This is a genomic window from Thiemannella venezuelensis (genome assembly GCF_014203605.1).
GTDB classification, from domain to species: Bacteria; Actinomycetota; Actinomycetes; order Streptosporangiales; family Streptosporangiaceae; genus Planomonospora_A; species Planomonospora_A venezuelensis.
Window position 1 is genome coordinate 33,217 of record NZ_JACHJJ010000027.1, and the last position, 20,071, is coordinate 53,287.

21 protein-coding genes and 1 tRNA gene are annotated in these 20,071 nt (G+C 74.2%); 9 read left to right on the top strand and 13 right to left on the bottom strand.

Features of this window, described 5'->3' with window-relative positions:
* Positions 1–277: 277 nt before the first annotated feature.
* Positions 278–910, top strand: coding sequence for a pyridoxamine 5'-phosphate oxidase family protein (locus tag FHS22_RS30390; protein WP_184947421.1), 633 nt, complete (start codon positions 278–280; stop codon positions 908–910).
* Between the two features lie 74 nt (positions 911–984).
* Here the strand turns inward: FHS22_RS30390 and FHS22_RS30395 are convergent, their stop codons facing one another.
* Positions 985–1,599: a TetR/AcrR family transcriptional regulator gene (locus tag FHS22_RS30395; protein ID WP_184947423.1), complete on the bottom strand. Its 615-nt coding sequence runs from the start codon at positions 1,597–1,599 to the stop codon at positions 985–987.
* Positions 1,600–1,701: 102 nt separating this feature from the next.
* Here FHS22_RS30395 and FHS22_RS38540 point away from each other — a divergent pair, with 102 nt between their 5' ends.
* Entirely contained in the window at positions 1,702–2,418 is a 717-nt protein-coding gene (locus FHS22_RS38540; RefSeq protein WP_338048018.1) for an SRPBCC family protein, read from the top strand.
* Between the two features lie 120 nt (positions 2,419–2,538).
* Here the strand turns inward: FHS22_RS38540 and FHS22_RS30405 are convergent.
* From FHS22_RS30405 to FHS22_RS30420, 4 genes are all read right to left on the bottom strand, one after another.
* Positions 2,539–2,611 (bottom strand) — tRNA-Ala (locus tag FHS22_RS30405).
* 82 nt (positions 2,612–2,693) lie between these two features.
* On the bottom strand, positions 2,694–4,217 hold the full coding sequence (locus FHS22_RS30410; protein ID WP_184947427.1) for a vWA domain-containing protein: 1,524 nt from the start codon (positions 4,215–4,217) through the stop codon (positions 2,694–2,696).
* Positions 4,218–4,316: 99 nt separating this feature from the next.
* Entirely contained in the window at positions 4,317–4,850 is a 534-nt protein-coding gene (locus FHS22_RS30415; RefSeq protein WP_221474312.1) for a TIGR03086 family metal-binding protein, read from the bottom strand.
* A 143-nt stretch (positions 4,851–4,993) separates the two neighbouring features.
* The gene (locus FHS22_RS30420; RefSeq protein WP_184947431.1) at positions 4,994–5,482 is read right to left on the bottom strand and encodes a rhodanese-like domain-containing protein; all 489 of its coding nucleotides are present in this window, start codon (positions 5,480–5,482) and stop codon (positions 4,994–4,996) included.
* Positions 5,483–5,646: 164 nt separating this feature from the next.
* Between FHS22_RS30420 and FHS22_RS30425 the strand changes: the two genes are divergently transcribed.
* Positions 5,647–6,633, top strand: coding sequence for a helix-turn-helix domain-containing protein (locus FHS22_RS30425; RefSeq protein ID WP_184947433.1), 987 nt, complete (start codon positions 5,647–5,649; stop codon positions 6,631–6,633).
* A gap of 111 nt (positions 6,634–6,744) precedes the next feature.
* Here the strand turns inward: FHS22_RS30425 and FHS22_RS30430 are convergent, their stop codons facing one another.
* From FHS22_RS30430 to FHS22_RS30445, 4 genes are all read right to left on the bottom strand, one after another.
* Positions 6,745–7,797 carry a serine hydrolase domain-containing protein gene (locus FHS22_RS30430; RefSeq protein ID WP_184947435.1) on the bottom strand — a complete coding sequence of 351 codons (1,053 nt, stop codon included), beginning with the start codon at positions 7,795–7,797 and terminating at the stop codon, positions 6,745–6,747.
* Between the two features lie 172 nt (positions 7,798–7,969).
* On the bottom strand, positions 7,970–8,734 hold the full coding sequence (locus tag FHS22_RS30435) for a nucleotidyltransferase domain-containing protein (protein WP_184947437.1): 765 nt from the start codon (positions 8,732–8,734) through the stop codon (positions 7,970–7,972).
* 119 nt (positions 8,735–8,853) lie between these two features.
* Positions 8,854–9,717, bottom strand: a complete 864-nt coding sequence (locus tag FHS22_RS30440; RefSeq protein ID WP_184947439.1) for an ABC transporter permease — start codon at positions 9,715–9,717, stop codon at positions 8,854–8,856.
* A complete protein-coding gene (locus FHS22_RS30445; RefSeq protein WP_184947441.1) occupies positions 9,714–10,778 on the bottom strand; it encodes an ATP-binding cassette domain-containing protein in 1,065 nt (354 codons plus the stop codon). Before FHS22_RS30445 ends, FHS22_RS30440 begins: the two co-directional genes overlap by 4 nt.
* Positions 10,779–10,849: 71 nt before the next feature.
* Between FHS22_RS30445 and FHS22_RS30450 the strand changes: the two genes are divergently transcribed.
* A complete protein-coding gene (locus FHS22_RS30450; protein ID WP_184947443.1) occupies positions 10,850–11,659 on the top strand; it encodes a TetR/AcrR family transcriptional regulator in 810 nt (269 codons plus the stop codon).
* 101 nt (positions 11,660–11,760) lie between these two features.
* Here the strand turns inward: FHS22_RS30450 and FHS22_RS30455 are convergent, their stop codons facing one another.
* Positions 11,761–12,183, bottom strand: a complete 423-nt coding sequence (locus FHS22_RS30455; RefSeq protein ID WP_184947445.1) for a MerR family transcriptional regulator — start codon at positions 12,181–12,183, stop codon at positions 11,761–11,763.
* Between the two features lie 58 nt (positions 12,184–12,241).
* Between FHS22_RS30455 and FHS22_RS30460 the strand changes: the two genes are divergently transcribed.
* Together FHS22_RS30460 and FHS22_RS30465 are read left to right on the top strand one after the other, a co-directional pair.
* Positions 12,242–12,796 carry a class I SAM-dependent methyltransferase gene (locus tag FHS22_RS30460; RefSeq protein WP_184947447.1) on the top strand — a complete coding sequence of 185 codons (555 nt, stop codon included), beginning with the start codon at positions 12,242–12,244 and terminating at the stop codon, positions 12,794–12,796.
* A gap of 178 nt (positions 12,797–12,974) precedes the next feature.
* Complete coding sequence (locus FHS22_RS30465; protein WP_184947449.1) at positions 12,975–14,231, top strand: serpin family protein; 1,257 nt, start codon at positions 12,975–12,977, stop codon at positions 14,229–14,231.
* Between the two features lie 12 nt (positions 14,232–14,243).
* Here FHS22_RS30465 and FHS22_RS30470 read toward each other — a convergent pair whose 3' ends face one another.
* Positions 14,244–15,077: an SCO6745 family protein gene (locus tag FHS22_RS30470; RefSeq protein ID WP_184947451.1), complete on the bottom strand. Its 834-nt coding sequence runs from the start codon at positions 15,075–15,077 to the stop codon at positions 14,244–14,246.
* 69 nt (positions 15,078–15,146) lie between these two features.
* The gene (locus FHS22_RS30475) at positions 15,147–15,887 is read right to left on the bottom strand and encodes an SAM-dependent methyltransferase (RefSeq protein ID WP_260408449.1); all 741 of its coding nucleotides are present in this window, start codon (positions 15,885–15,887) and stop codon (positions 15,147–15,149) included.
* Positions 15,888–16,010: 123 nt separating this feature from the next.
* Between FHS22_RS30475 and FHS22_RS30480 the strand changes: the two genes are divergently transcribed.
* Both FHS22_RS30480 and FHS22_RS30485 read left to right on the top strand, forming a co-directional pair.
* A complete protein-coding gene (locus tag FHS22_RS30480) occupies positions 16,011–16,865 on the top strand; it encodes a YndJ family protein (RefSeq protein ID WP_184947455.1) in 855 nt (284 codons plus the stop codon).
* Positions 16,866–16,885: 20 nt separating this feature from the next.
* Positions 16,886–17,419 carry a DUF1990 family protein gene (locus tag FHS22_RS30485; RefSeq protein WP_184947456.1) on the top strand — a complete coding sequence of 178 codons (534 nt, stop codon included), beginning with the start codon at positions 16,886–16,888 and terminating at the stop codon, positions 17,417–17,419.
* Between the two features lie 47 nt (positions 17,420–17,466).
* Here FHS22_RS30485 and FHS22_RS30490 read toward each other — a convergent pair whose 3' ends face one another.
* Entirely contained in the window at positions 17,467–18,420 is a 954-nt protein-coding gene (locus FHS22_RS30490; protein WP_184947458.1) for a diacylglycerol/lipid kinase family protein, read from the bottom strand.
* A 181-nt stretch (positions 18,421–18,601) separates the two neighbouring features.
* Between FHS22_RS30490 and FHS22_RS30495 the strand changes: the two genes are divergently transcribed.
* Positions 18,602–20,008 carry a phytoene desaturase family protein gene (locus FHS22_RS30495; RefSeq protein WP_184947460.1) on the top strand — a complete coding sequence of 469 codons (1,407 nt, stop codon included), beginning with the start codon at positions 18,602–18,604 and terminating at the stop codon, positions 20,006–20,008.
* The last annotated feature ends 63 nt before the right edge of the window (positions 20,009–20,071 follow it).

A 20,071-nucleotide genomic window follows, 5' to 3' on the forward strand; every position in this document is an offset into this window, starting at 1 on the left:
CGACTGGAACAACGACGGCAACGAAGACATCATCGCCCGCGACATCAACGGCGCCCTCTGGCTCTACCGAGGCCAAGGCACCCTCACCCCCAGCCTTCTCCCGCGCACCCAGATCGGCACCGGCTGGTAGGAATCCCCGCCGGCCGGAAACGACGAGGTCCCGTTCGGTCGAGACGATCGGGCGGGATCTCGCCGGTCTTCCCCCGGACATCGCGGGAACGACCCGAGATGAGATCTTCCACTCCCAAAGGTTAGCCTTACCTAATATATTCGAACGATGAATCCTTCTGACATTCGTACGGTGAGGACCGAGGCCGAGCTCCGGGAGATCGCGAAAGAGCCGCCGCAGACCATCTGGGACAAGGACATCGCCCGGATCGACGAGCACGCACGCACGATCATCGCGCACTCGCCGTTCGTGCTGCTGGCGACCTCGGACTCGGACGGAGTCTGCGACGTGTCGCCCCGGGGGGATCCCGCCGGGGCGGTGCTGGTCCTCGACGACCACCGGCTGGTGCTCGCCGACCGGCCCGGCAACCACCGGCTCGACAGTCTCCGCAACGTGCTGAGCAACCCCCGCGTCGGACTGCTGTTCATCGTGCCCGGAATGAACGAGACACTGCGGGTGAACGGGCGTGCGACGATCGTCTCCGACGCGCCGTTCTTCGACGACCTGGCGGTCCAGGGAAAGCGGCCGCGGCTGGCGCTCCTCGTCGACGTCGAGGAGCTGTACATGCACTGCGCGAAGGCGTTCCTGCGCTCGTCGCTGTGGGAGCCCGAGACCTGGCCGGACCGGAAGAGCCTGCCCACGCTCGGGCGGATCGCGAAGGACCAGCTGGGCATCAAGGGGGTTCCCGCGAAGGCGATCGACGCGGGACTCGCCCTGGACGCCAAGATGAACCGGTACTGACGTCCGGGCGCCTCGCGGGAGCCGGTCGCGGCACCCGGGCGCGTGCGGCCGTCGCCCGGGATGCCGGTGGGATGTCAGCGGTCGGAGGACGGCCAGATGCCGCGCAGTGGACGCATGCCCTCCTCGACGTAGTCGGCGACGGGACGACCGCCGCCGTCGAGGTAACACTGCTCGAGCGCGGCGAAGCAGCCGAAGACGAGGGCGTTCGCGGTCACGCGAGCCTGCGTTCCGGTCAGCCCGCCGGCAGCCGCGATCAGGGGTGCGATCCGCCGGCCTGCATGGTCGAGATCGGCGCAGACCGCCACGCGGACCGACGGCTCGGCGAAGAGGTAACGGGCCCTGCGCCACGGGCTCCTCGTCTGATGGCCTTCGCCCGCGTCCCCGGAACCGGACGCGCCCTCCGGTGCGGATCCGCAGGCGCGGACGGCTCGGAGCAGGCCGCCGACGGGATCACCGGGGACCAGGAAGTCCTCGAGCGCCTCGGGGATCATCCTGCCGAACTCGTCGGCGACCACGATCCCTTCCTTCGTGCCGAAGTAGCGGTACACCGACGACGGCGACACCTCGGCCGCGGCCGCGATCTCCTCGACCGTGACCGCGGCGAACCCCTTCTCGTCGAACAGGTCGAGGGCGCGTTCCTGGACGGCGCGCATCGCCTTGAGCCGCCGGCGTTCACGGAGCCCGCTCATGTGATCAGGGTAGCGATGAAGGCTCACCTGAGCGACGAAGAATCCCGCGCCTTGTCCGGCCGCCCCCCGCCGCGCCGAAGTTCGCCGGACCGTGGAGAGGCCGTGTGCGGAAAACGTCAGCACGCCGTAGCGGAGCCGGGGCGGCTCCTCGGCCACGGCCCGTCCGGTGAGCCGGCCGCGCCGGAGACGGCCAGGAGCGGAGTGCTCGGCCGGGAGGAGCTGCACTACCTCAACGCCGCGCCCGTGCACGAGATCGCCCACCGGTGGATCAGCCGCTACGACCGGGCCAGGGTCCGAGCCCTGGCGGACCTGAAACTCGCCCTGGAGAGGACCCCGATGGACGCGCCGACCTTCGTCTACACCGCCTACATCCGCACCACCCCGCAGAAGCTCTGGCAGGCGCTGACCGAGCCCGCCTTCACCCGCCGCTACTGGGCCACGGAGTTCATCACGGACTGGTCCGCCGGCTCGCCGATGACCTGGGACAACCACGGCGTGCTGATCAGCGACCCGGAGCAGGTCGTGCTGGAGGCCGAACCCTACACCCGGCTCTCCCACACCTGGCACGCCATCACCCCGGAGCTCTCCAACCGCTTCGGCTGGGACGAGGAACTGCTCCCCCGGCTGTCCGGCGAGGCCCGCTCGAAGGTCACCTTCACGATCGAGGAGACCGCGCAGGTCGTGAAGCTCACCGTCGTGCACGACGGCTTCGAGCCCGGATCGAGCCTGGCCGAGATGGTCGGCCACGGCTGGCCGAACGTGGTGTCGAGCCTGAAGTCGCTGCTGGAGACCGGCGAACCGCTGCCGGCCGATGCGTGACCTCCCCGATCAGGGCTCGGCGGCCGCGCCGGGGAGGAAAACGACGAGATCCCGTCCGATCGGAGCGATCGGACGGGATCTCGTCGATGTGCTTCAGGCCGTTTCGACAACGGCCCGGAGTGGAGCTATGGGGATTCGAACCCCAGACCTCCTCCATGCCATGGAGGCGCGCTACCAGCTGCGCCATAGCCCCTTGCCGTGGCCCGCCGGGCTCTCACCCGGCGGCACCACGCCAGTGTATAGGACATCGCGCAGCACCCCGTAACCGCCGGACGCTAGCCGAGTTCCACGGCCCGGCCGATCAGGCCGGCCAGCTCGGTCACCATCGGGTCCTCGGTGCTCCCGGCCAGGCGGGCGGCGTGCCCGGCGAGGTCCCGGACGCCCACTCCGGCCAGCGGCTCGCGGCCGCGCAGGTACTCGGCGAACGCCGCGGCCACCACGTCCACCTGGAACCTCGGCGGCATCCCCGCCCAGAGCGACTCCGACAGCTCCCCCGCCTCCAGGGAGCCGCTGGCCTCGGCGGGCCGCCGGGTGTCGGGGTCCTGCCAGCGCACGGTCGCGGTGGCCACCTGGCCGGAGGCCCCGCCGCGCAGCCGCAGGCGGTAGAGGGCGGTCACCGAGTGCCCGGGCCCGATCTCGCCGCCGTCCCGGGCGTCGTCGCGGAAGTCCTCGGCCGCCAGCGTGCGGTTCTCGTAGCCGATGAGGTGGTAGGACTCCACGACCGCGGGGTTGAACACCACCTGCGCCTTGGCGTCGCGCGCCCGCAGGTCGAGGGTGGTGGCGAGCTGCTCCGCGAAGACCTTGCGCGCCTCGTCGGCCGAGCCGACGTAGACCGCCGCGCCGTCGCCGTTGTCGGCGAGCTGCTCCATCAGGTGGTCGCCGTACTCGCGGCCGACTCCGACGCAGAGCAGGGTGATCTGCTTGCCGGCGGACTCCTCGACCCGGTCCAGGATGCCCTGCCAGCTCGTGTCGCCGGTGTTGGCCAGGCCGTCGGAGAGCAGGATGACCCGGTTGGTGGCCACCGGCCGGAACGCGTGGGAGGCCTCGGCGTACCCGGCGGTCAGGCCCGCCTCCAGATTCGTGGAGTCCTGTACGGCGAGCCGGTCGACGGCCGCGTGCAACGTCTCGCGATCCGTCGCCGGCGTCATGGAGAGGACCGTCTCGGCCTCGTCGCTGAAGGCCACGATGGAGATCCGGTCCCCCGGCCCGAGCTGGTCGACGAGCATGTGCAGGGACTGCCTGACCAGGTCGAGCCGGCCGGGCTCGCCCATCGAGCCGGACACGTCCACCACGAAGGTCAGGTTCGCCGGACGGCGCGTCTCCGGGTCCTCCCGGCGGGTCTGCAGGCCGACCCGGAGCAGCGCGGTCCCGTTCTCGGGCGCGCGGGCGCCGTCGACGTGCACGGCGAAGCCGTCGTCCGCGGGCTCCCGGTAGTCCTGCCGGAAGGAGTTGACGAACTCCTCCGGCCGGACCCCGGCGGGATCGGGCAGCCGGCCCTCGCCGAGGAGCCGCCTGGCATAGCCGTAGGAGGCGGTGTCCACGTCGAGGGCGAAGGTGGAGATCTGCTCGGCGGAGGTGTCCCGGCCCTCCCGGGCGCCCGGCTCCCCCGCCGCGGTCTCCTCCCCCGCCGCCTTCTGCTCCTGGGCGGGCGCCCGGGACGGCGCGGCCCGGTCCTGGTTCATCGGACCGGCCGCGGGCTTGGTGCCCTCGCCTCCCGTCCCTCCGCCGCAGGCGGCGGCGAGCAGCAGGGCGAGCGCGGCGAGGACGATGGCGAGCGGACGTGACTTCCGTGACTTCATGGTCGCCTCCGGGGATGCGGGTCACCCCCTACGACGACGACGTCCCCGTGCGGGCCGGGTGCTTGACCCAAGCGAGTGCGAACCGTGCCCGTCGCGTGATCACGCCTTCCAGGCGGGGTCCCGCCCGGTGAGCCCGAGCGCCCGGTCGAGGGGCGGGGCGTCCGCCGGCACCGCGACCTCCTCGCCGAAGACCCCGTTCTGCCGCGCCATCGGCGCCATCTGCTCGACGTAGACCGCCATGGCCTCGGCGGTCTCGGAGTCCACCTCGTAGTCCTGCCCGGTGGCCCGGGCCAGGTCCCAGCCGTGGAAGACCAGGTCGCCCAGGCCCATCTGGAACACGACGGTCATGGGCAGTCCCATCATCGGGCTCTCCCCCTCGAACGCCTCCTGGTGCGACCAGGCCTCGACCATGCCCCGGACCCGGCCCTCCAGGGCGTCCGGCTCGCTGTCCTCCGGCGGCAGGGGCTCCTTGCGGGCCAGTGCCTCGAACATCAGCGCCACCCAGGACAGGTGGCCGAGCAGCGCCCGGACGTCGTACTCGCTGCAGGGGGTCGGCAGGGCGAGCTGGTCGTCCCGGATCCCCCGGACCACGTTCACAGTGCGGTCGGCCGCACGCGACAACATCTCGTTCATAGCGCTCATCATTCCTGTCGATCCCCCTGCTGTCCCGGAGAAACGCGACATATGATCCGTGATCACGCGTGTCCGCCCGGAACCGGCCGCCGAGCGTCCCGGCGCGGAGATCCCGGGGTTCCGGCGTCCGCGGGGCGGACCGGTCAGCAGGCGCAGGCGGCGCCGGAGACGGGGGCGGTCAGGGAGTCGACCGGGCGGCGGGAGACGCCGCCCGCGGTCTCGACCGGGAACCCCTCGCGGGCCCAGTACTCGAAACCGCCCAACATCTCCTTGACCGGGTGGCCGAGCCTGGCGAACTCCAGCGCGGCGCGGGTGGCGCCGTTGCAGCCGGGACCCCAGCAGTAGGTCACCACGGTGGCCCCGGCGGGGACCGTCTCGGCGGCGCGGGCGGGGATCTCCGCGGTGGGCAGGTGCACGGCGCCCTCGATGTGGCCCTGGTCCCAGCTCTCCCGGCTGCGGGAGTCGACCACGACGATGCCCGGGACGCCTGCGGCCAGGTCGGCGGCGACGTCGGAGACGTCGGTCTCGAACGCCAGGCGGGCGGCGAAGTGCGCGAGTGCGGCGGCGCCGTCCGCGGCGGGGATCCAGGTGACGGCGGACACAGGGGCGGCAGGGGCGGGGGTGGGGGACATCTCGTACGGCCTTTCGGTCGGACCGGTCCGGCTCGTCTGCCGGGCCGGTCTGCGGCGCTGATCGGTGGAGTGGGGCGGCGGAAGGACTGCAACGGAAGGAATACTGCCGCGACCGGAGGACGCCCAACAGTGGCACGAATGCCGCTTATCGCTAATATCTCGCCATGCTGCTACCGCTGCCGGCGCCGCGCGGCGTCCGCCGTACCGTCTCCGTGCTGGCCTTCGACGGCATGGCCCCCTTCGAGCTCGGGTGCGTGGTGGAGATCTTCGGGATCCCCCGTCCCGAGCTGGACGCGCCCTGGTACGAGCTGGCCGTCTGCGCCGAGGCCCCCGGCGACCTGCGGGTCGTGGGCGGCTTCACCATGCGGGCCGGGCACGGCCTCGACGTGCTCGCCGCCGCGGACACCGTGATCGTCCCGGGGGTGCCGGACGTGCGGGGCGAGGTCTCCCCCGGCGTGGTGGCGGCGCTCCGCACGGCGCACGGGCGGGGCGCGCGGGTCGTCTCGATCTGCTCGGGGGCGTTCGCGCTGGCCGCCGCCGGCCTGCTGGACGGGCGGGAGGCGACGACCCACTGGCAGTACGCCGAACTGCTCCAGCGCAGGTTCCCCCGGGTGCGGGTGAACCCGGACGTGCTCTACGTGGACGGCGGCGACGTGCTGACCAGCGCGGGCAGCGCGGCCGGGCTGGACCTGCTGGTCCATCTCGTGCGCAGGGACCACGGCCCGGGCGTGGCCAACACGGTCGCGCGGCGGCTGGTCATCCCGCCGCACCGGGACGGCGGGCAGGCGCAGTTCGTCCAGGCGGCGGTCACGCCGCTGGAGGACGGCGACGCGGTGGCCGCCGCCATGGCCTGGGCCCTGGAGCACCTCGCCGAACCTCTCACGGTCGCCGATCTGGCCAGGGCCGCGCACATGTCGCAGCGCACCTTCATCAGGCGCTTCGGCCGCCGGACCGGGACCAGCCCGCTGCGCTGGGTGATCTCCCAGCGGGTGGCGGCCAGCCTGCCCCTGCTGGAGTCCGCCTCGGCTCCGGTGGAGGAGGTCGCCGCCGCGGTCGGATTCGACAGCGCGGTGACCTTCCGCCACCACTTCGCCCGGGCGATGCGCACCTCTCCCTCGGCCTACCGCAGGGCCTTCCGCTCCTCGGTCTGAGGCCGTACGGCGCCGCCTCCCGGGTCAGGGGCGGGGCACCGGCCCGGCCCGGCCCGGCAGGTGGAGCGTCGCGCCGGGCCGGGCCGGTGCTCCCGCGCAGGAGCGCCGCGCTCAGGAATGCGCCTGCTGCAGGCTGCCGAGCAGGTCGAAGGCGGGGCGGTCCACCGGCCGCTGCGTGTTGCTCAGCACGACGACGCCCACCCCCTTCTCCGGGTCGAACCCCGTGAACGAGGAGAACCCGCCGGTCGCCCCGTTGTGCCAGATCTGGAGGTGGCCGCCCTGGCGGGCGTGCAGGCGCTGGCCCATCCAGCCCAGGTGGATCCAGGAGAAGGGGGTGATGCGGTGCTCGGTCTCGCGGCTGAGCCGGACCGCCTCGGCGAACCCGCCCGCTCCGCCGCCCGACGGGGCGTCGTCCAGCTGGGCGCGGAGGAAGGCGACCATGTCGGCCGCCGTGGACCGCAGTCCGCCCGCGCCGGCCAGGTCCGCGAGGTGCCACGGCGCGGCGGGCCGCCCGCGCCGGGTGTGCCCCTGGGCGAGGCGCGCGGAGCGGTCCCCCCCGGTGGCGATGCCGGTGTCCGCCATGCCCAGGGGCGCGCAGATCTCCCGGGTGATCAGTGTCTCGTAGTCGGTGCCGGCCCGGCGGGCGAGCGCCAGCCCGAGCAGGCCCGCGCCGAGGTTGGAGTAGCGGAACCGGCGGCCGGGCGCGGCGCCCAGCCGGGTCGCGGCCAGCCCCCGCAGCAGGAAATCGGCGGTGCACCCGGCGTAGGGGTCCGGCTTCCCGGGGCGCAGCAGCGCCGGCAGGAGCATGCCCTTGGGCAGGCGCGGCAGGCCCGAGGTGTGGGTGGCCAGGTGCCGCAGCGTGATCTCCCCGCCGTCCCGCGACGGAACGGCCGTCCCCTCGGGCAGCAGCGCGGCCAGCGGCTCGTCGAGGCCGGCCTCGCCCGCCACGGCCAGCCGGGCCAGGGCCAGCGCGGTGAACGTCTTCGTCACCGACCCGATCTCGAACAGCGTGCCGGCGTCCGGCGTGCCGTCGCGCTCGCCTCCCGTCCGGCCCGCGCCTCCGATCTCCGCCGATCCTCCGGCCACCGCGGCGACCACCACACCCGCGTGTGTCGCCGCCAGCCGATCGGCGGTCTCCCGCACTGCAACGCCAAGATCCGTCATATCTCGATTATCCGGCAGCCGGACGAGGGGCCTCCACCGACTAAAGTCTCCGGTCCTCTATCGATGGGATGCCGTCCGGGCCGGATCCCCGGGCGTGCGCCGCCCCGCCCGAGCGGGCGCCGAGCGCCCCGGCCGGCGTCCCCCTACGGGCCGCGCGTCCCGGCCGGGAACGCTACGGCCGGATCCCGAAGCGGGTGAAGAGCATGTCCAGGTAGCCGACCAGGTCCCGGCGGCGGTCGGCAGGCGGGATCCGGGCGGAGCCGTCTCCCGCGCGCAGGCGCAGCGCCTCAGCCAGGATCGGGAGCGGGCCGAACTCCTCCATCGCCCACCGGCCCGCACCGCTCTTGGACGTGACCAGCCCGGTGGTGAGAGTGTAGCACAGGCGGCTCACGCCGAGGGCGGTCCACACGACGAGCTCGTCGCCCATGTGGACCGGGTCCGCTCCGGCGATCAGCTCACGCCTCGGATACCAGTAGCCGCGCAGGTTGCCGCGGGTCCACCCGGCGAGCCCCTCCGGGTCGGTGCGGACGTGCGGCGGCCCGCCGCGCAGGACGACCGGGGACTGGGCGAGGGTCTGCCAGACGGCGGGGTTGCTCTCGAAGCACTCGGCGACCTCGAAACCCCCCGCGAAGGCGTACGGCCGCGGCCCGCTCCGGGTGGGGTCGTCGCCCAGGCCGGCGGCGGTCACGTAGACGCCGTCGAAGGGCATGGGCGGGTCCAGCTCCGCGTGCACCCGGCCGAGGGCGGCGACCTGCTCGGCGGTGGGTTCGGCGGACGTCCGGGCGACGAAGTCGACGTCGCTGCGGCCGGGGCGGTAGTCGCCGAGGGCCAGCGAGCCGACGAGGTAGAGCCCGTCGACGAGATCCGGCGCGTGGGCGTCGGCGAGGGCGAGGTAGCGGTCGGTGACGGCCAGGACTTCCGGGGGAGGCACGATCATGTTCTGTGATCGTAATTCACCGCGCCCGACCGGGCCCCGCGTTCGGCTCGGCCCGGCCGGACCGGCGGGCGGGGGGCGGGGGGCGGGGCGGCCGCGGCCCGGGGCCGCGGCCGCGCGGATCAGCGTCTGGCCCTGCGGTAGCGGCGGACGGAGAGGGGGAGGAAGAGCGCCACGATCGCCAGGGGCCAGGCCACGGCCATCAGCAGCGCGTTCTGCGCGATCCAGGAGTCGCCGCCCAGCCCCGGGTTCCCGAACAGCTCGCGGATCGCGGCGACCGTGGAGGAGAGCGGGTTCCACGCGGCGGCGGCGCCCAGCCAGCCCGGCATCATCTCCGGGGCGACGAAGGCGTTGGAGATCATCGTGAGCGGGAACAGCAGGGCGTAGAAGTTGCCCGCCGTCTCGGCGTTCTTCGCCCTCAGCCCCAGGTAGATGCCGACCCAGATGAAGGCGAACCGCAGCAGCAGCAGCAGCCCGACCGCGGCGAGGGTCTCCCCGGCCGTCCCGTGCGCCCGCCAGCCCACGATCAGGCCGCAGAGGATCAGGATCACGAGGTCCATGACGGAGTTGATCATGTCGGCCGTGCTCCGGCCGACCACCACCGCCGACCGGGCCATCGGCATCGCCCGGAACCGGTCGGTGATGCCCTTGTCGGCATCGGTGGTGACGCCCATCATCGTGTTGCCGATGCCGAACATCATGGTCATGCCGAACAGGCCCGGGAGCAGGAACTCGCGGTAGTCGCCTCCGCCCGGGACCACCATGGCGCTGCCGAACACGTAGCCGAACAGCAGCACGGAGACCATCGGGTACATCAGCCCCCACACGACGTAGGAGGGCTCCCGCACCCAGTGGATCAGGTAGCGGCGGGTGACGGTCCAGCTGTCGGCGACCGCCCAGCGGACGCGGGCGAGCGGGCCCGACGGCAGTACCCGGCCCGGCGCGGCGGGGGCGGTGGATGCGGTGGATGCGGTGGATGTCGTCATACGGCGGTCGTCTCCTCTTCCGCTCGGTGGCCCGCGGGCTCCGCCCGCCTCTTCCCGGAGTCCGGCCGCCCCCCGCCGGGTCCCGCTTCCTCCCCGGGTCCCGCCGGGTGCCCGGTGAGCCGGAGGAACACCTCGTCCAGGGTCGGCCGCCGCAGGGCGATGTCCTCCACCGCGATCCCGGCCTCGTCCAGGGCCCGGACGGCTTCGACGAGGGTGGTCGCCGCGAGGGTGGCGGCGCGGTGCCGGACCGGGGCGGTGATCCCCCGCGTGTCGGGCCGCGTCTCGGGCTCGGCCCCGCAGACTCCGGCGACGACCCGCGCCGCCCGGTCCAGCTCGGCGGCGTCGGTGATGACCAGGTCGAGCTGGTCGCCGCCGATGGTGGACTTGAGCCGGTCGGGTGACCCCTCCGCGATCATCCTGCCCTTGTCGAGCACGACGATCCGGTCGGCGAGCCGGTCGGCCTCGTCGAGGTACTGGGTGGTCAGCAGGACCGTGGTGCCCTCCGCGACGAGCGAGCGGACCGCCTCCCAGACCTCGATGCGGCCGCGCGGATCCAGACCGGTGGTGGGCTCGTCGAGGAAGAGCACCTGCGGGGCCATGATGAGGCTCGCCGCCAGGTCGAGCCGGCGGCGCATTCCGCCGGAGTAGTGCTTGACCGACTTGCCCGCGGTGCCGGCCAGCCCGAACCGCTCCAGCAGCTCGTCCGCCCGGCGCCGGGCCCCGGCCGCGCCGAGGTGGTAGAGCCGCCCGAACATCTCCAGGTTCTGCCGGCCGGTGAGGATCTCGTCGACCGCGGCGTGCTGCCCGGTCACCCCGATCCGGTAGCGCACCTGCGCGGCCTGCCGTACGACGTCGAAGCCGGCGACCTCGGCCCTGCCGCCGTCGAACTCCAGCAGCGTGGAGAGGATCCGCACCGCCGTGGTCTTCCCCGCCCCGTTGGGGCCGAGCAGCCCGCAGACCGAGCCCTCGGGGACGGTGAGGTCGAACCCCTCCAGCGCCCTGGTCTGCCGGTACTCCTTCCGCAGTCCTTCGGCGACGATCGCCGGTCCGTTCGGAGCCATGCCGGTCTCCTTACTGGGTACAGTGTACGAAGTTATGCGTACACAATACGCAGTTCTAGGATTGACGCAAGATGACGACGGAATACAGCGGCGGCGGCGACCTGTCCTTCAGCCTCAAGATCATGTGGAGGGGCGGAGAACGGCCCTCGCGCGGCCCGAAACCAGGCCTCGACCTGACGCGGATCGTCGAGGCGGCGATCCGCGTCGCCGACGCCGAAGGGCTGGCCGCGCTGTCCATGCGCCGGATCGCCACCGAGCTCGGGGTCGGCACGATGTCGCTCTACCGCTACGTGCCGGGCAAGGCCGAACTGCTCGACCTCATGCTCGACGCGGTGTACGGCGAGGACATCGACCTGGAGCAGGATCCCGGGCAGGAGGCCGCGCGGCTGCGGGCCGGGGGCTGGCGGGCCGGGCTGGAGGAGATCGCCCGCGGGTCGTGGGCGCTGCACCTGCGCCACCCGTGGATCCTGCAGGTCTCCCAGGCCCGGCCGGTCCTCGGCCCCAGTTCGATCACGGGCCTGGAGATCGCCATGCGACTGCTCGACGGCATCGGCCTGGACGACTTCCAGATGATGAAGGTGATCTCCCTGATCGACAGCTACGTGACCGGCACGGCCCGGCTCGCCGTGGAGGCCGGCCAGGCCGCGCAGCGCACCGGCGTCAGCGACGAGGACTTCTGGCAGGCGCAGGGACCGTTCATCATGCGTTTCATGAGCGACGAGCGCTTCCCGACGCTGACCCGCGCCGCCGAGGCCGGCGTGTTCACCGTCGACGACGGCGACGGCTTCGGCTTCGAGTTCGGCCTGCAGCGCGTGCTGGACGGCATCGAGGCGTTCGTCGCGGCGGCCGGCCGGGAGCACCCGGCGCCCGGGACCGGCTGACGGCGATCACCCGGGTCCGTGCCCCCGCAGCCCCGGGGCCGCGCGGCCCGTCCGGCGCGCGGGGCGCCCGGAGCCGGGCGCGCTCCACCGGGGCCGTCCCGTCAGCCGTGCTCGCACGGCCGGCGGTCAGGACCCGCCGTGAGCATGAGCCGGAACTCGGGGCAGTCGAAGAAGTCCTCCTCCGGGCAGTCCAGCACGTGCTCGACCATCTCCATGGACGCACGCAGCCGCTCCATCCGCCGGGCGAGCCCGGCCCGGTGCCGCGCGAGGATCTCCCTCCTGCGCGCCCCGCTCCCGGCCGTCACCAGGTCGCGGATCTGCTCCAGCGAGGCCCCGGCCTCCTTGGCCCGCACGATCAGCGCGACCCTGGCCTCGTCCTCGGGACCGTAGCGGCGCCGCCCGTTGCCCTGCCTCGCGGGGCTGAGCAGGCCCATCGCCTCCCAGTGGCGCAGGACGTGGGCGGCCAGGCCGTACCGGCCCGCCAGTTCGCCGATCTCGAGCGACTCCGCGGCGGTTGACTTCATGTTCACATTAACCTGCAGAGTGGGGGCGGAGATCAATCCCCGAGAGGAAGCGATCGGCATGTCCCACTTCGAAGGCCGCAGCGGCGAGCGGTACGACCGCCGGGCGGGCCGCCTCAACCGCACCCTGTTCCGCAAGATCTGCCGGGAGGTCGCCGCCGTGGCGCCGCGGGACGGTGCGGTCCTCGACGCCGGGACCGGCTCCGGGCACCTGCTCCTGGAGCTCGCCCGGATCCGCCCGGACCTGCGCCTGACCGGCGTGGACCTGTCGGCCGACATGATCGGGATCGGCCTCCGCCACGTGCGCGGGGCCGGGCTGGAGAACCGCGTCTCCCTGGACGTGGCCGACGTGGCCGAGCTGCCCTACCCGGACGGCCGCTTCGACGTCGTCGTCTCGACGCTGAGCATGCACCACTGGGACCGGGTGGACCGGGCCGTGGCCGAGTTCGCCCGGGTGCTGAGGCCGGGGGCGCCCCTGCGGATCTACGACTTCCGGTTCACCTCCTCCCGGAAGCTGGCGGAGGCCGTACGGGAGCGCTTCCCGGGGCGGCCGCTGCGCCGCACCCCGGTCCGCGCCCTGCTGCCGTTCGCCGTCTTCGCCGGATACGCGGTCTGACCGGGCCGCCCGGCCGGCGGACCCGCCCGGCCCTGGCCGTGGCTCTCGGGCCGTGGCTCTCGGGCCGTGGCTCTCGGGCCGTGGCTCTCGGGCCGTGGCTCTCGGGCCGTGGCTCTCGGACGGCGCCCCTCCGGCGGCGCCCCGTGAACCGGGCGGCGGGCGCGGACGTTTGAAGGGCATGCGCCGTCGTGTGTTCACCACCGCCCTGCTGGCCGTCGCCGCTCTCGCCGCGTGCGGCGGCGGGCCGGAGACCCGCGCGATCACCGCCGAGGGGGTGGAGCGGGAGAACCCGCCGGGGGCCCCGGTCGCGAACCTCCAGCCCGGCCTGGCCGCCTTCGGCCACGCCCTGTTCACCGCCGCCGCCAAGCCGCAGGCCAACACGGTGCTGTCCCCGCTGAGCATCGCCTACGCCTACGGCATGGCCAGGGCGGGAGCGGACGAGGCGACCGGGGCCGAGCTGGACCGGGTCTTCGGCTTCCCGCCGGAGGGACCGCACTCGGCCTTCAACACGCTCTCCCGCGTGGTCACCACGACCGACGGGCCGCCGCCCGTACCCGACCGGGGCACTCCGCGCGACGCCCAGGAGAGCGAGGCCGCACCGCCGGTCGTCAGCCTGGCCGGAGGGCTCTTCGTGCAGGACGGGCTGAGCGTCCGGCAGGAGTTCCTGCGCGTGCTCGCCGCCAAGTACGGCGCGGGCGCGCGCCAGGTGGACTTCGCCGGGGACGCCGCCGATGCGATCAACGCCTGGGCGGAGCAGCGGACCGCCGGACGGATCAAGGAGGTGTTCGACCGGCTGGACCCGGAGACGAGGCTGGTCATCGTGAACACGCTCTACCTCAAGGCCGACTGGGCCGTGCCGTTCACCGACCCGCCGGAGCGGGACGCCGTCTTCACCCGCGGCGACGGCACGGCGGTGCGCACGGACCTGATGCGGCAGGAGGGCGAGTTCCGCTACGCGAGCGGGCCAGGCGGGCAGGCGGTCGAGCTCCCGTACGCCGGAGGCGAGCTGGCCATGTGGATCCTGCTGCCGGAGCCGGGCGGCGCTCCCGGCGACCGGCTGGCCCCCGCGGCCGTCGCCGAGGTGGGCAGGGAGCTGAAGAAGACGAGGGTCAAGGTCGCCATGCCCCGCTGGGACTTCTCCACCGGCCTGGACCTGGAGCAGCCGCTGGCGGCACTCGGACTGAGGGGCGCCGGCTACTCCGGCATCGCCGACGGCCTCCTCCTGGGGCGGGCGGTCCACAAGGCGAACATCGCGGTCGACGAGTGGGGCACCGAGGCCGCCGCCGTCACCGGCCTCGCCTTCCTCCAGTCCGCGCCGCCGCCCGCCGAGGCCGAGCTCCGCGCCGACCGGCCGTTCGCCTTCGCGATCGTCCACCGGCCGACGCTGGTCCCGCTCTTCGTCGGCCAGGTCGCCGACCCGGCCGCGGCGGGCTGAACCCGGCCCGGGTCAGCCGCCGATGTTCAGCAGGCCCGCGCCCACCACGCCGCGGCCGAAGGGCCGGGCCAGCTCGGCCAGGCGGGCCAGTTCCCCATCGGAGAGCGCGGCGTAGGCGGGCGCGGCCAGCTCGTCGGTGCGGTCCTCGATCCGCTGCTTCAGCGCCCGGCCCTCCGCGGTGAGCTCGTCGCCCGCCAGCAGCCCGCGCCCGCGCAGCGACTCCTCGGCCGCCAGCCACTCCTCCTCCGGCCAGGCCCGGCTGAGCTTCAGGAAGATCGTGGGCACGCCCCCGGAGGCGCCGTGCAGAACCAGCGCCTCCAGCGGGCCGACCCCCTCGGCGAGCAGGGTCGCGACGTGTCCGTCGCCCCGGAACTCGCGCAGCAGCGTCTGGGCGTGCCAGAGCTCCAGCAGCGGGTCCGACGGCCAGGGCAGCGTGGCGTGCGCGGCGAACAGCGGGCGGCCCTGGGGCTGCTCGCAGGCGTGCTCGGCCGCCCGCCGGGCCAGCGCGGCCGTCTCGGCGAGGCCGGGCAGCTCGTGGATCCCGCCCCGGCGCAGCGCCGCGTCGGCGGCGTCGTAGCGGGCCTGCAGGATCTTCTCCGGCGTCACGGCCTCCCAGGCCGCCGGGAGCGCCCTGCGCACGAGCGCGGGGCAGAAGTTGTAGAAGGTCGCGATGACCAGCTCGGGCGAGGCGGCGCCGAACGCGGCCGAGCGGGAGGCGAAGTAGCCCGCGTGCACGTCGAGCCCGAGCGCGGCGTAGCGCTCGGTGGCCTCGGGGACGAAGTAGATCATCCCGTGGAGGGGCTCCAGGCGGCGCCAGGACTGCCGGGCGAGCTGGACATCGGTCATCGTTCCTCCGGGAGGTCGGCTGGCGTCCGGAATGTTATTCCAGAACGTATTGCTACTCGCCAGTAGCCGTCAACGGCGGCGCAGCACGAACACGCCCCACCCGAGGTGGCGCCTGCCGTACTCCACGTGCGACCTGCGGCAGCGCTCCAGGAACGCGCGGATCTCCCCGGCCTCGGGATCGCCGGGGTTGGCGCGCAGCCAGTCGCTCAGCGTCCACCACTGGCTCGCCACGTACCGGTCCCAGCTTCCGGGATCGGCCAGGACCATCTCCAGCACCTCCGTCCCCGCCGCCTCGAAGCGGTCGAAGGTCCCGGCCAGAGAGGTGAAGGCCTCGGGCGCGAAGCCGAACGCCTCGTAGGCCCCGGAGGGCGGCTCGGAGATCCAGTACGGCTCGCCGACCAGGAGGACCCCGTCCTCCCTGAGCGCGGGGAGCATCAGCTCGACCGTCCCCTCCACCCCGCCCCCGATCCACGTCGCCCCGAGGCAGGAGACGACGTCGTAGGAGCCCGGCTCGGCCCGGTGGGCCCCGGCATCCCCGTGCTCGAACCGCACCCGCCCGGCCACGCCCAGCTCCGCAGCGCGCTCGTGCGCCGCCGCCAGGAACACCCGGCTGATGTCGATCCCCACCCCCTCGATCCCGTGTTCCGCGGCCCAGCGGCAGAGCATCTCGCCCTTCCCGCAGCACAGGTCGAGCAGGCGCGTGCCGGGCCGGAGCCGGGCGACCTCGCCGAGCAGGGCGAGCTTGTCGTCGGTGAACGGGTTGAGGATGCGGTGATCGGCCTCGGCGATCTCGTGAAAGCGCAGTGACATGCCCGCCATGCTGCTCCTCCCGCGATCTCCGGCCAACCGGTTATTCCCCCTCGCCGACGACCTCCGGGCCGGTGCTACGGTGGAGGGGACAGGATTTGAACGTGTTCAAAAATGGAGGGCGGCATGCGTCCCCTGATCGACGCGGTTCTGACCACCGGAATGCTCGTGGTCGTCCCGGCCGGTCTGCGGCTCCTGCGGGTGCCGCGGTGGCTGCTGCGGGCGTGGTGGCTCGGCGCGGTGCCCGGCGCGCTCTCGCTCTGGCTGGAGCGCGGTCCCTGGGCTGCGGCGGCCGCGTCAGCCTATGCGCTCGCCACCGCCTGCCTGGCCGTCCAGGCCCCGATCCGGCTGTGGTCCCGGCGGGACCCGAGCTCCCCCGGTTCCCGGCCCCCGCTGCGGGACCTCCTCGCCCCTCGCGAGATCGCCGCGCTCACCGCGCTGGTGACCCCCGCCGTCGCCGCCGTCGCGCTGGTCGCCGAGCGTGCGGGGCATCCGCTGTGGGGCTTCTCCCTCAAGATCCTGGCGCTCACCGTGGCCCACTTCCACTTCGCCGGCTTCGCCGCCGCGCTGGTGGCGGGACTGACCGGCCGCGCCGCCGGGGACGGCCCGCTGTCCCGCGCGGCGGCGCTCAGCGTGCCCGGCGGCACGCTGCTGGTGCTCGGCGGCTACTTCGTCGGCGACTGGGCGGAGCTGGCCGGTGCGGTGGTGCTCACCGCGGGTATGTGGCTGGTCGGCTGGCTGACGCTGGCCGAGGTACGGCGGGGCGGCCACGACCGGCTCACCGGTGCCCTGCTCGCCGTCTCGTCCCTGGTCCTGGCCGTCTCGATGGTGCTGGCGCTGAGCTGGGCGCTGGGCGAGGCGAGCGGCCTGCCCCGGCTCCCGCTGGACTGGATGGTCGCCACCCACGGCCTGCTGAACGCCTTCGGGTTCGCCCTGTGCGCGCTCGCCGCCTGGATCAGACTCCGTCCCGAACCGCTCTGACCCGCCCCGGAAGGACCACGATGGACCCGCTCCAGCGTTACCTCGGCGCCGACTTCGGCTATCCCGACGTCGGCTTCACCCACCCGGACACGGACGCGTTCCGGGCCGGGGCCGTACCGCCCGGCTACCGGCGGGTGCGCCACCGGCGGCTGCTCGGCCCCGGGGTGAGCCTGGAGCGGGCGGCCGAGACCCTGCTGACCTGGCAGGCCCACGCCCGGTGCGGGCTCCGGCCGGTCGCCTCCGCCCCCCGGGCCGCGGCGGGGGTGACCGTCGTCTCCCGGCTCGGCCTGGGGCCGCTCCGGCTGCCCGCTCCCTGCCGGGTGGTGTGGACGCTGGAGGAGGGCGACCGGGCCGGGTTCGGCTACGGCACGCTGGCGGGGCACCCGGAGAGCGGGGAGGAGGGCTTCCTGCTGGAGCGCGGCCCGGACGGGCGGGTCCGGTTCACCGTCCACGCCTACACCCGTCCCGGCCGCTGGTACACCCGGCTCGCCGGTCCCGTCCCCGGCCTCCTGCAGCACCTGTTCGCCCGCGCCTACGCCGGAGCGCTGCGCTGACACCCGGCCGTCCGCGCCCGGTGGGCCGGGCGGACGGCGGACGGCGGTCACCCCTGCGTGACCGCGGGCTCCCGGCCGGTGTCGCTCCGCTCCCCGGAGGGCTCCGGCCGTGGGGCGCGGAGGATGAGGCCGCCCGGGACGACCTCGGCCCTCAGCTTGGTGACCGTGCCCTTGGCGCCCCCGTCCAGCTCGTAGGACATGGGCCTGGCCAGCTTGACCGTGATCTTCCTGGCGCGGGTCATCCGGACGAAGGGCGAGGCGTCGGAGCGGCTCACGCTCATCCGGCCGAGCGTGCGGGCCCACTGGATCGGCCCCTCGGCCGTGGTGACGCCGACCTCCAGCCAGCCGTCGTCGGGGCGGGCGTCGTCGAAGGCCTCGATGCCGCCGGTGATCGTGCCGACGTTGCCGAACAGCACGCAGCTCGCCTCGGCGTCGAACCACGGCGTCCCGTCCACCTTGATCTTCATCGGGACGAGCTCGCCCCGCACGTGCCGCAGGCCGGTCCAGAAGTAGGCGGCCCGGCCCATCCGGTCCTTCAGCCCCCGGTCCGCGTCTTTGATCATCTCCGCGTCGAACCCGATCCCGGCCATGACGGCGAAGTGCTCACCGTTGACCCTGCCCAGATCGAGCTTCCTGTCCTCGCCGTGGAAGGCGATCCGCACCGCCTCCGGCAGGTCCTCGGGGATGCCGAGGTTCCTGGCGAACATGTTGGCCGTGCCGGCGGGGATGATCCCGACGGCCGTCCCGGAGCCCGCGAGCGCGTCCACGCACCGCTGCACCATGCCGTCGCCGCCCCACACGAGGACCAGGTCCGCGCCCTTCTTCAGCGCCTTCCTGGCCTGCTTGGGAGCCTTCTTGCTCTTGGGCACCTCGTACCAGAGCAACTCGTCCACACCCTCGTCGGCCAGCAGCCGGCGCAGCTCGTCCAGACCGCCGCCGAGCGACTTCCGCTGGTGGGCGATCACAGCGACCGTACCGGCCTTCCGCTGTCCCTTCGGCATGATGACCTCCCGCAGCCGTCCGTCCCGAGCTGACCGACGGCTGCCCCGGTGCGCAAGATCCAAACGTCGGCGGAGATCATCCGCACGCCGGGCCGGGCGGTGCGGGATCCCGCCGGCGCGCGGCGGGAGCGGGAGTGTGAGAGGACGCAGAACCGGGACGGGACGGGGAAGGAGCATGAGCATGGACGGATTCGACGCGGTGGTGGTCGGCTCCGGGCCGAACGGCCTGGCGGGGGCGCTGACCCTGGCCGGGGCGGGGCGCCGGGTGCTGCTGCTGGAGGCCGCGGAGCGCTTCGGCGGCGGGCTGCGCACCGAGGAGCTGACGCTGCCGGGGTTCGTGCACGACGTGTGCGCGACGGCGCTGCCGATGGCCGCGGTCTCGGCCGCGTTCCGCTCGCTCGGCCTGCCCGTCGGCTTCGCGCACCCTCCCGTGCCCGCGGCGCACCCGCTCGACGACGGCCCCGCCGTACTGGTGCACCGCGACCCGGATCGGACCGCGGCCGGTCTCGGGCGGGACGGGCGCGCCTGGCGGGCCGTGGTCGGGGCGACCGCCCGCGCCGGGACCCCGCTGGTCGACACCCTGCTGTCCCCGCTCGGCCTGCCCCGGGCGCCGCTGGCCGCCGCCCGCTTCGGGGCGCTCGCGGTGCAGCCGGCGACGGTGCTGGCCCGGGCGGCCTTCCGCACCGCCGGGGGCCGGGCCGCGCTGGCCGGAATGGCCGCCCACTCCATGCTGGACCTGCGCTCCCCCATCACCGGCGGCTTCGGGGTGATGCTGGCCGCCCTCGCCCACCACGCGGGCTGGCCGGTGGTGCGCGGCGGCTCTCAGGTGCTGGCCGACCTGATGGTGGCCCGGCTGCGCGAGCTCGGCGGCGAGGCCGTCACCGGGCACCGGGTGACCTCCCTGGCCGGCCTGCCGCCCGCGCGGACGGTCCTGCTGGACGTCACGCCGCGCCAGTTCCTCGCCATGGCCGGCGACCGGCTGCCGGCCCGCTACGCCCGCCGGCTGGCCCGCTACCGGTACGGCCCCGGCGTGTTCAAGCTGGACTGGGCCCTGGACGGGCCGGTGCCGTGGAAGGACCCGGCGGTCGGCCTGGCCGGCACCGTCCACCTGGGCGGCACCCTGGAGGAGATCGCGCTGAGCGAGGCGCAGGTCGCCCGCGGCGTCCACCCGGAGCGGCCGTACGTGCTGCTGGTGCAGGCGTGCGTGGCCGACCCGTCCCGCGCCCCGGCCGGCCGGCACACCCTGTGGGCCTACTGCCATGTGCCCAACGGCTCCGCGGTGGACATGACCGCGGCGGTCGAGGACCAGATCGAGCGGTTCGCCCCCGGCTTCCGCGACCGCGTCCTGGCCAGGCACTCCCTGGACTCCCCCGCCATGCAGGACCGCAACGCCAACTACGTCGGCGGCGACATCGGGGCGGGTCTGGCCGACCTGCGCCAGTTCGTAGGCCGCCCGGTGTACTCCCCGCGTCCCTGGCGGACCCCGCTGCCCGGTGTCTACCTCTGCTCGGCCGCGACCCCGCCCGGCCCCGGCGTGCACGGCATGGGCGGGTACCGGGCCGCCCGGCTCGCCCTGCGCGCCGGCTGAGCGCCCGCCGCGGGGCGGGGAGCACGGCGGGAGCGCCTTCCCCGCCCCGTCCCGCTCCGCCCC

Bases quoted from the DNA above. Each gene is read 5' to 3' on its own strand.
- FHS22_RS30475 (WP_260408449.1), bottom strand. From the start codon at position 15,887: ATGTCACTGCGCTTTCACGAGATCGCCGAGGCCGATCACCGCATCCTC.
- FHS22_RS30465 (WP_184947449.1), top strand. From the start codon at position 12,975: ATGCGCCGTCGTGTGTTCACCACCGCCCTGCTGGCCGTCGCCGCTCTC.
- FHS22_RS30485 (WP_184947456.1), top strand. From the start codon at position 16,886: ATGGACCCGCTCCAGCGTTACCTCGGCGCCGACTTCGGCTATCCCGAC.
- FHS22_RS30410 (WP_184947427.1), bottom strand. From the start codon at position 4,217: ATGAAGTCACGGAAGTCACGTCCGCTCGCCATCGTCCTCGCCGCGCTC.
- FHS22_RS30470 (WP_184947451.1), bottom strand. From the start codon at position 15,077: ATGACCGATGTCCAGCTCGCCCGGCAGTCCTGGCGCCGCCTGGAGCCC.
- FHS22_RS30450 (WP_184947443.1), top strand. From the start codon at position 10,850: ATGACGACGGAATACAGCGGCGGCGGCGACCTGTCCTTCAGCCTCAAG.
- FHS22_RS30495 (WP_184947460.1), top strand. From the start codon at position 18,602: ATGGACGGATTCGACGCGGTGGTGGTCGGCTCCGGGCCGAACGGCCTG.
- FHS22_RS30490 (WP_184947458.1), bottom strand. From the start codon at position 18,420: ATGCCGAAGGGACAGCGGAAGGCCGGTACGGTCGCTGTGATCGCCCAC.
- FHS22_RS30395 (WP_184947423.1), bottom strand. From the start codon at position 1,599: ATGAGCGGGCTCCGTGAACGCCGGCGGCTCAAGGCGATGCGCGCCGTC.
- FHS22_RS30445 (WP_184947441.1), bottom strand. From the start codon at position 10,778: ATGGCTCCGAACGGACCGGCGATCGTCGCCGAAGGACTGCGGAAGGAG.
- FHS22_RS30420 (WP_184947431.1), bottom strand. From the start codon at position 5,482: ATGTCCCCCACCCCCGCCCCTGCCGCCCCTGTGTCCGCCGTCACCTGG.
- FHS22_RS30425 (WP_184947433.1), top strand. From the start codon at position 5,647: ATGCTGCTACCGCTGCCGGCGCCGCGCGGCGTCCGCCGTACCGTCTCC.
- FHS22_RS30430 (WP_184947435.1), bottom strand. From the start codon at position 7,797: ATGACGGATCTTGGCGTTGCAGTGCGGGAGACCGCCGATCGGCTGGCG.
- FHS22_RS30455 (WP_184947445.1), bottom strand. From the start codon at position 12,183: ATGAAGTCAACCGCCGCGGAGTCGCTCGAGATCGGCGAACTGGCGGGC.
- FHS22_RS30460 (WP_184947447.1), top strand. From the start codon at position 12,242: ATGTCCCACTTCGAAGGCCGCAGCGGCGAGCGGTACGACCGCCGGGCG.
- FHS22_RS30440 (WP_184947439.1), bottom strand. From the start codon at position 9,717: ATGACGACATCCACCGCATCCACCGCATCCACCGCCCCCGCCGCGCCG.
- FHS22_RS30390 (WP_184947421.1), top strand. From the start codon at position 278: ATGAATCCTTCTGACATTCGTACGGTGAGGACCGAGGCCGAGCTCCGG.
- FHS22_RS30435 (WP_184947437.1), bottom strand. From the start codon at position 8,734: ATGATCGTGCCTCCCCCGGAAGTCCTGGCCGTCACCGACCGCTACCTC.
- FHS22_RS30480 (WP_184947455.1), top strand. From the start codon at position 16,011: ATGCGTCCCCTGATCGACGCGGTTCTGACCACCGGAATGCTCGTGGTC.
- FHS22_RS30415 (WP_221474312.1), bottom strand. From the start codon at position 4,850: ATGAACGAGATGTTGTCGCGTGCGGCCGACCGCACTGTGAACGTGGTC.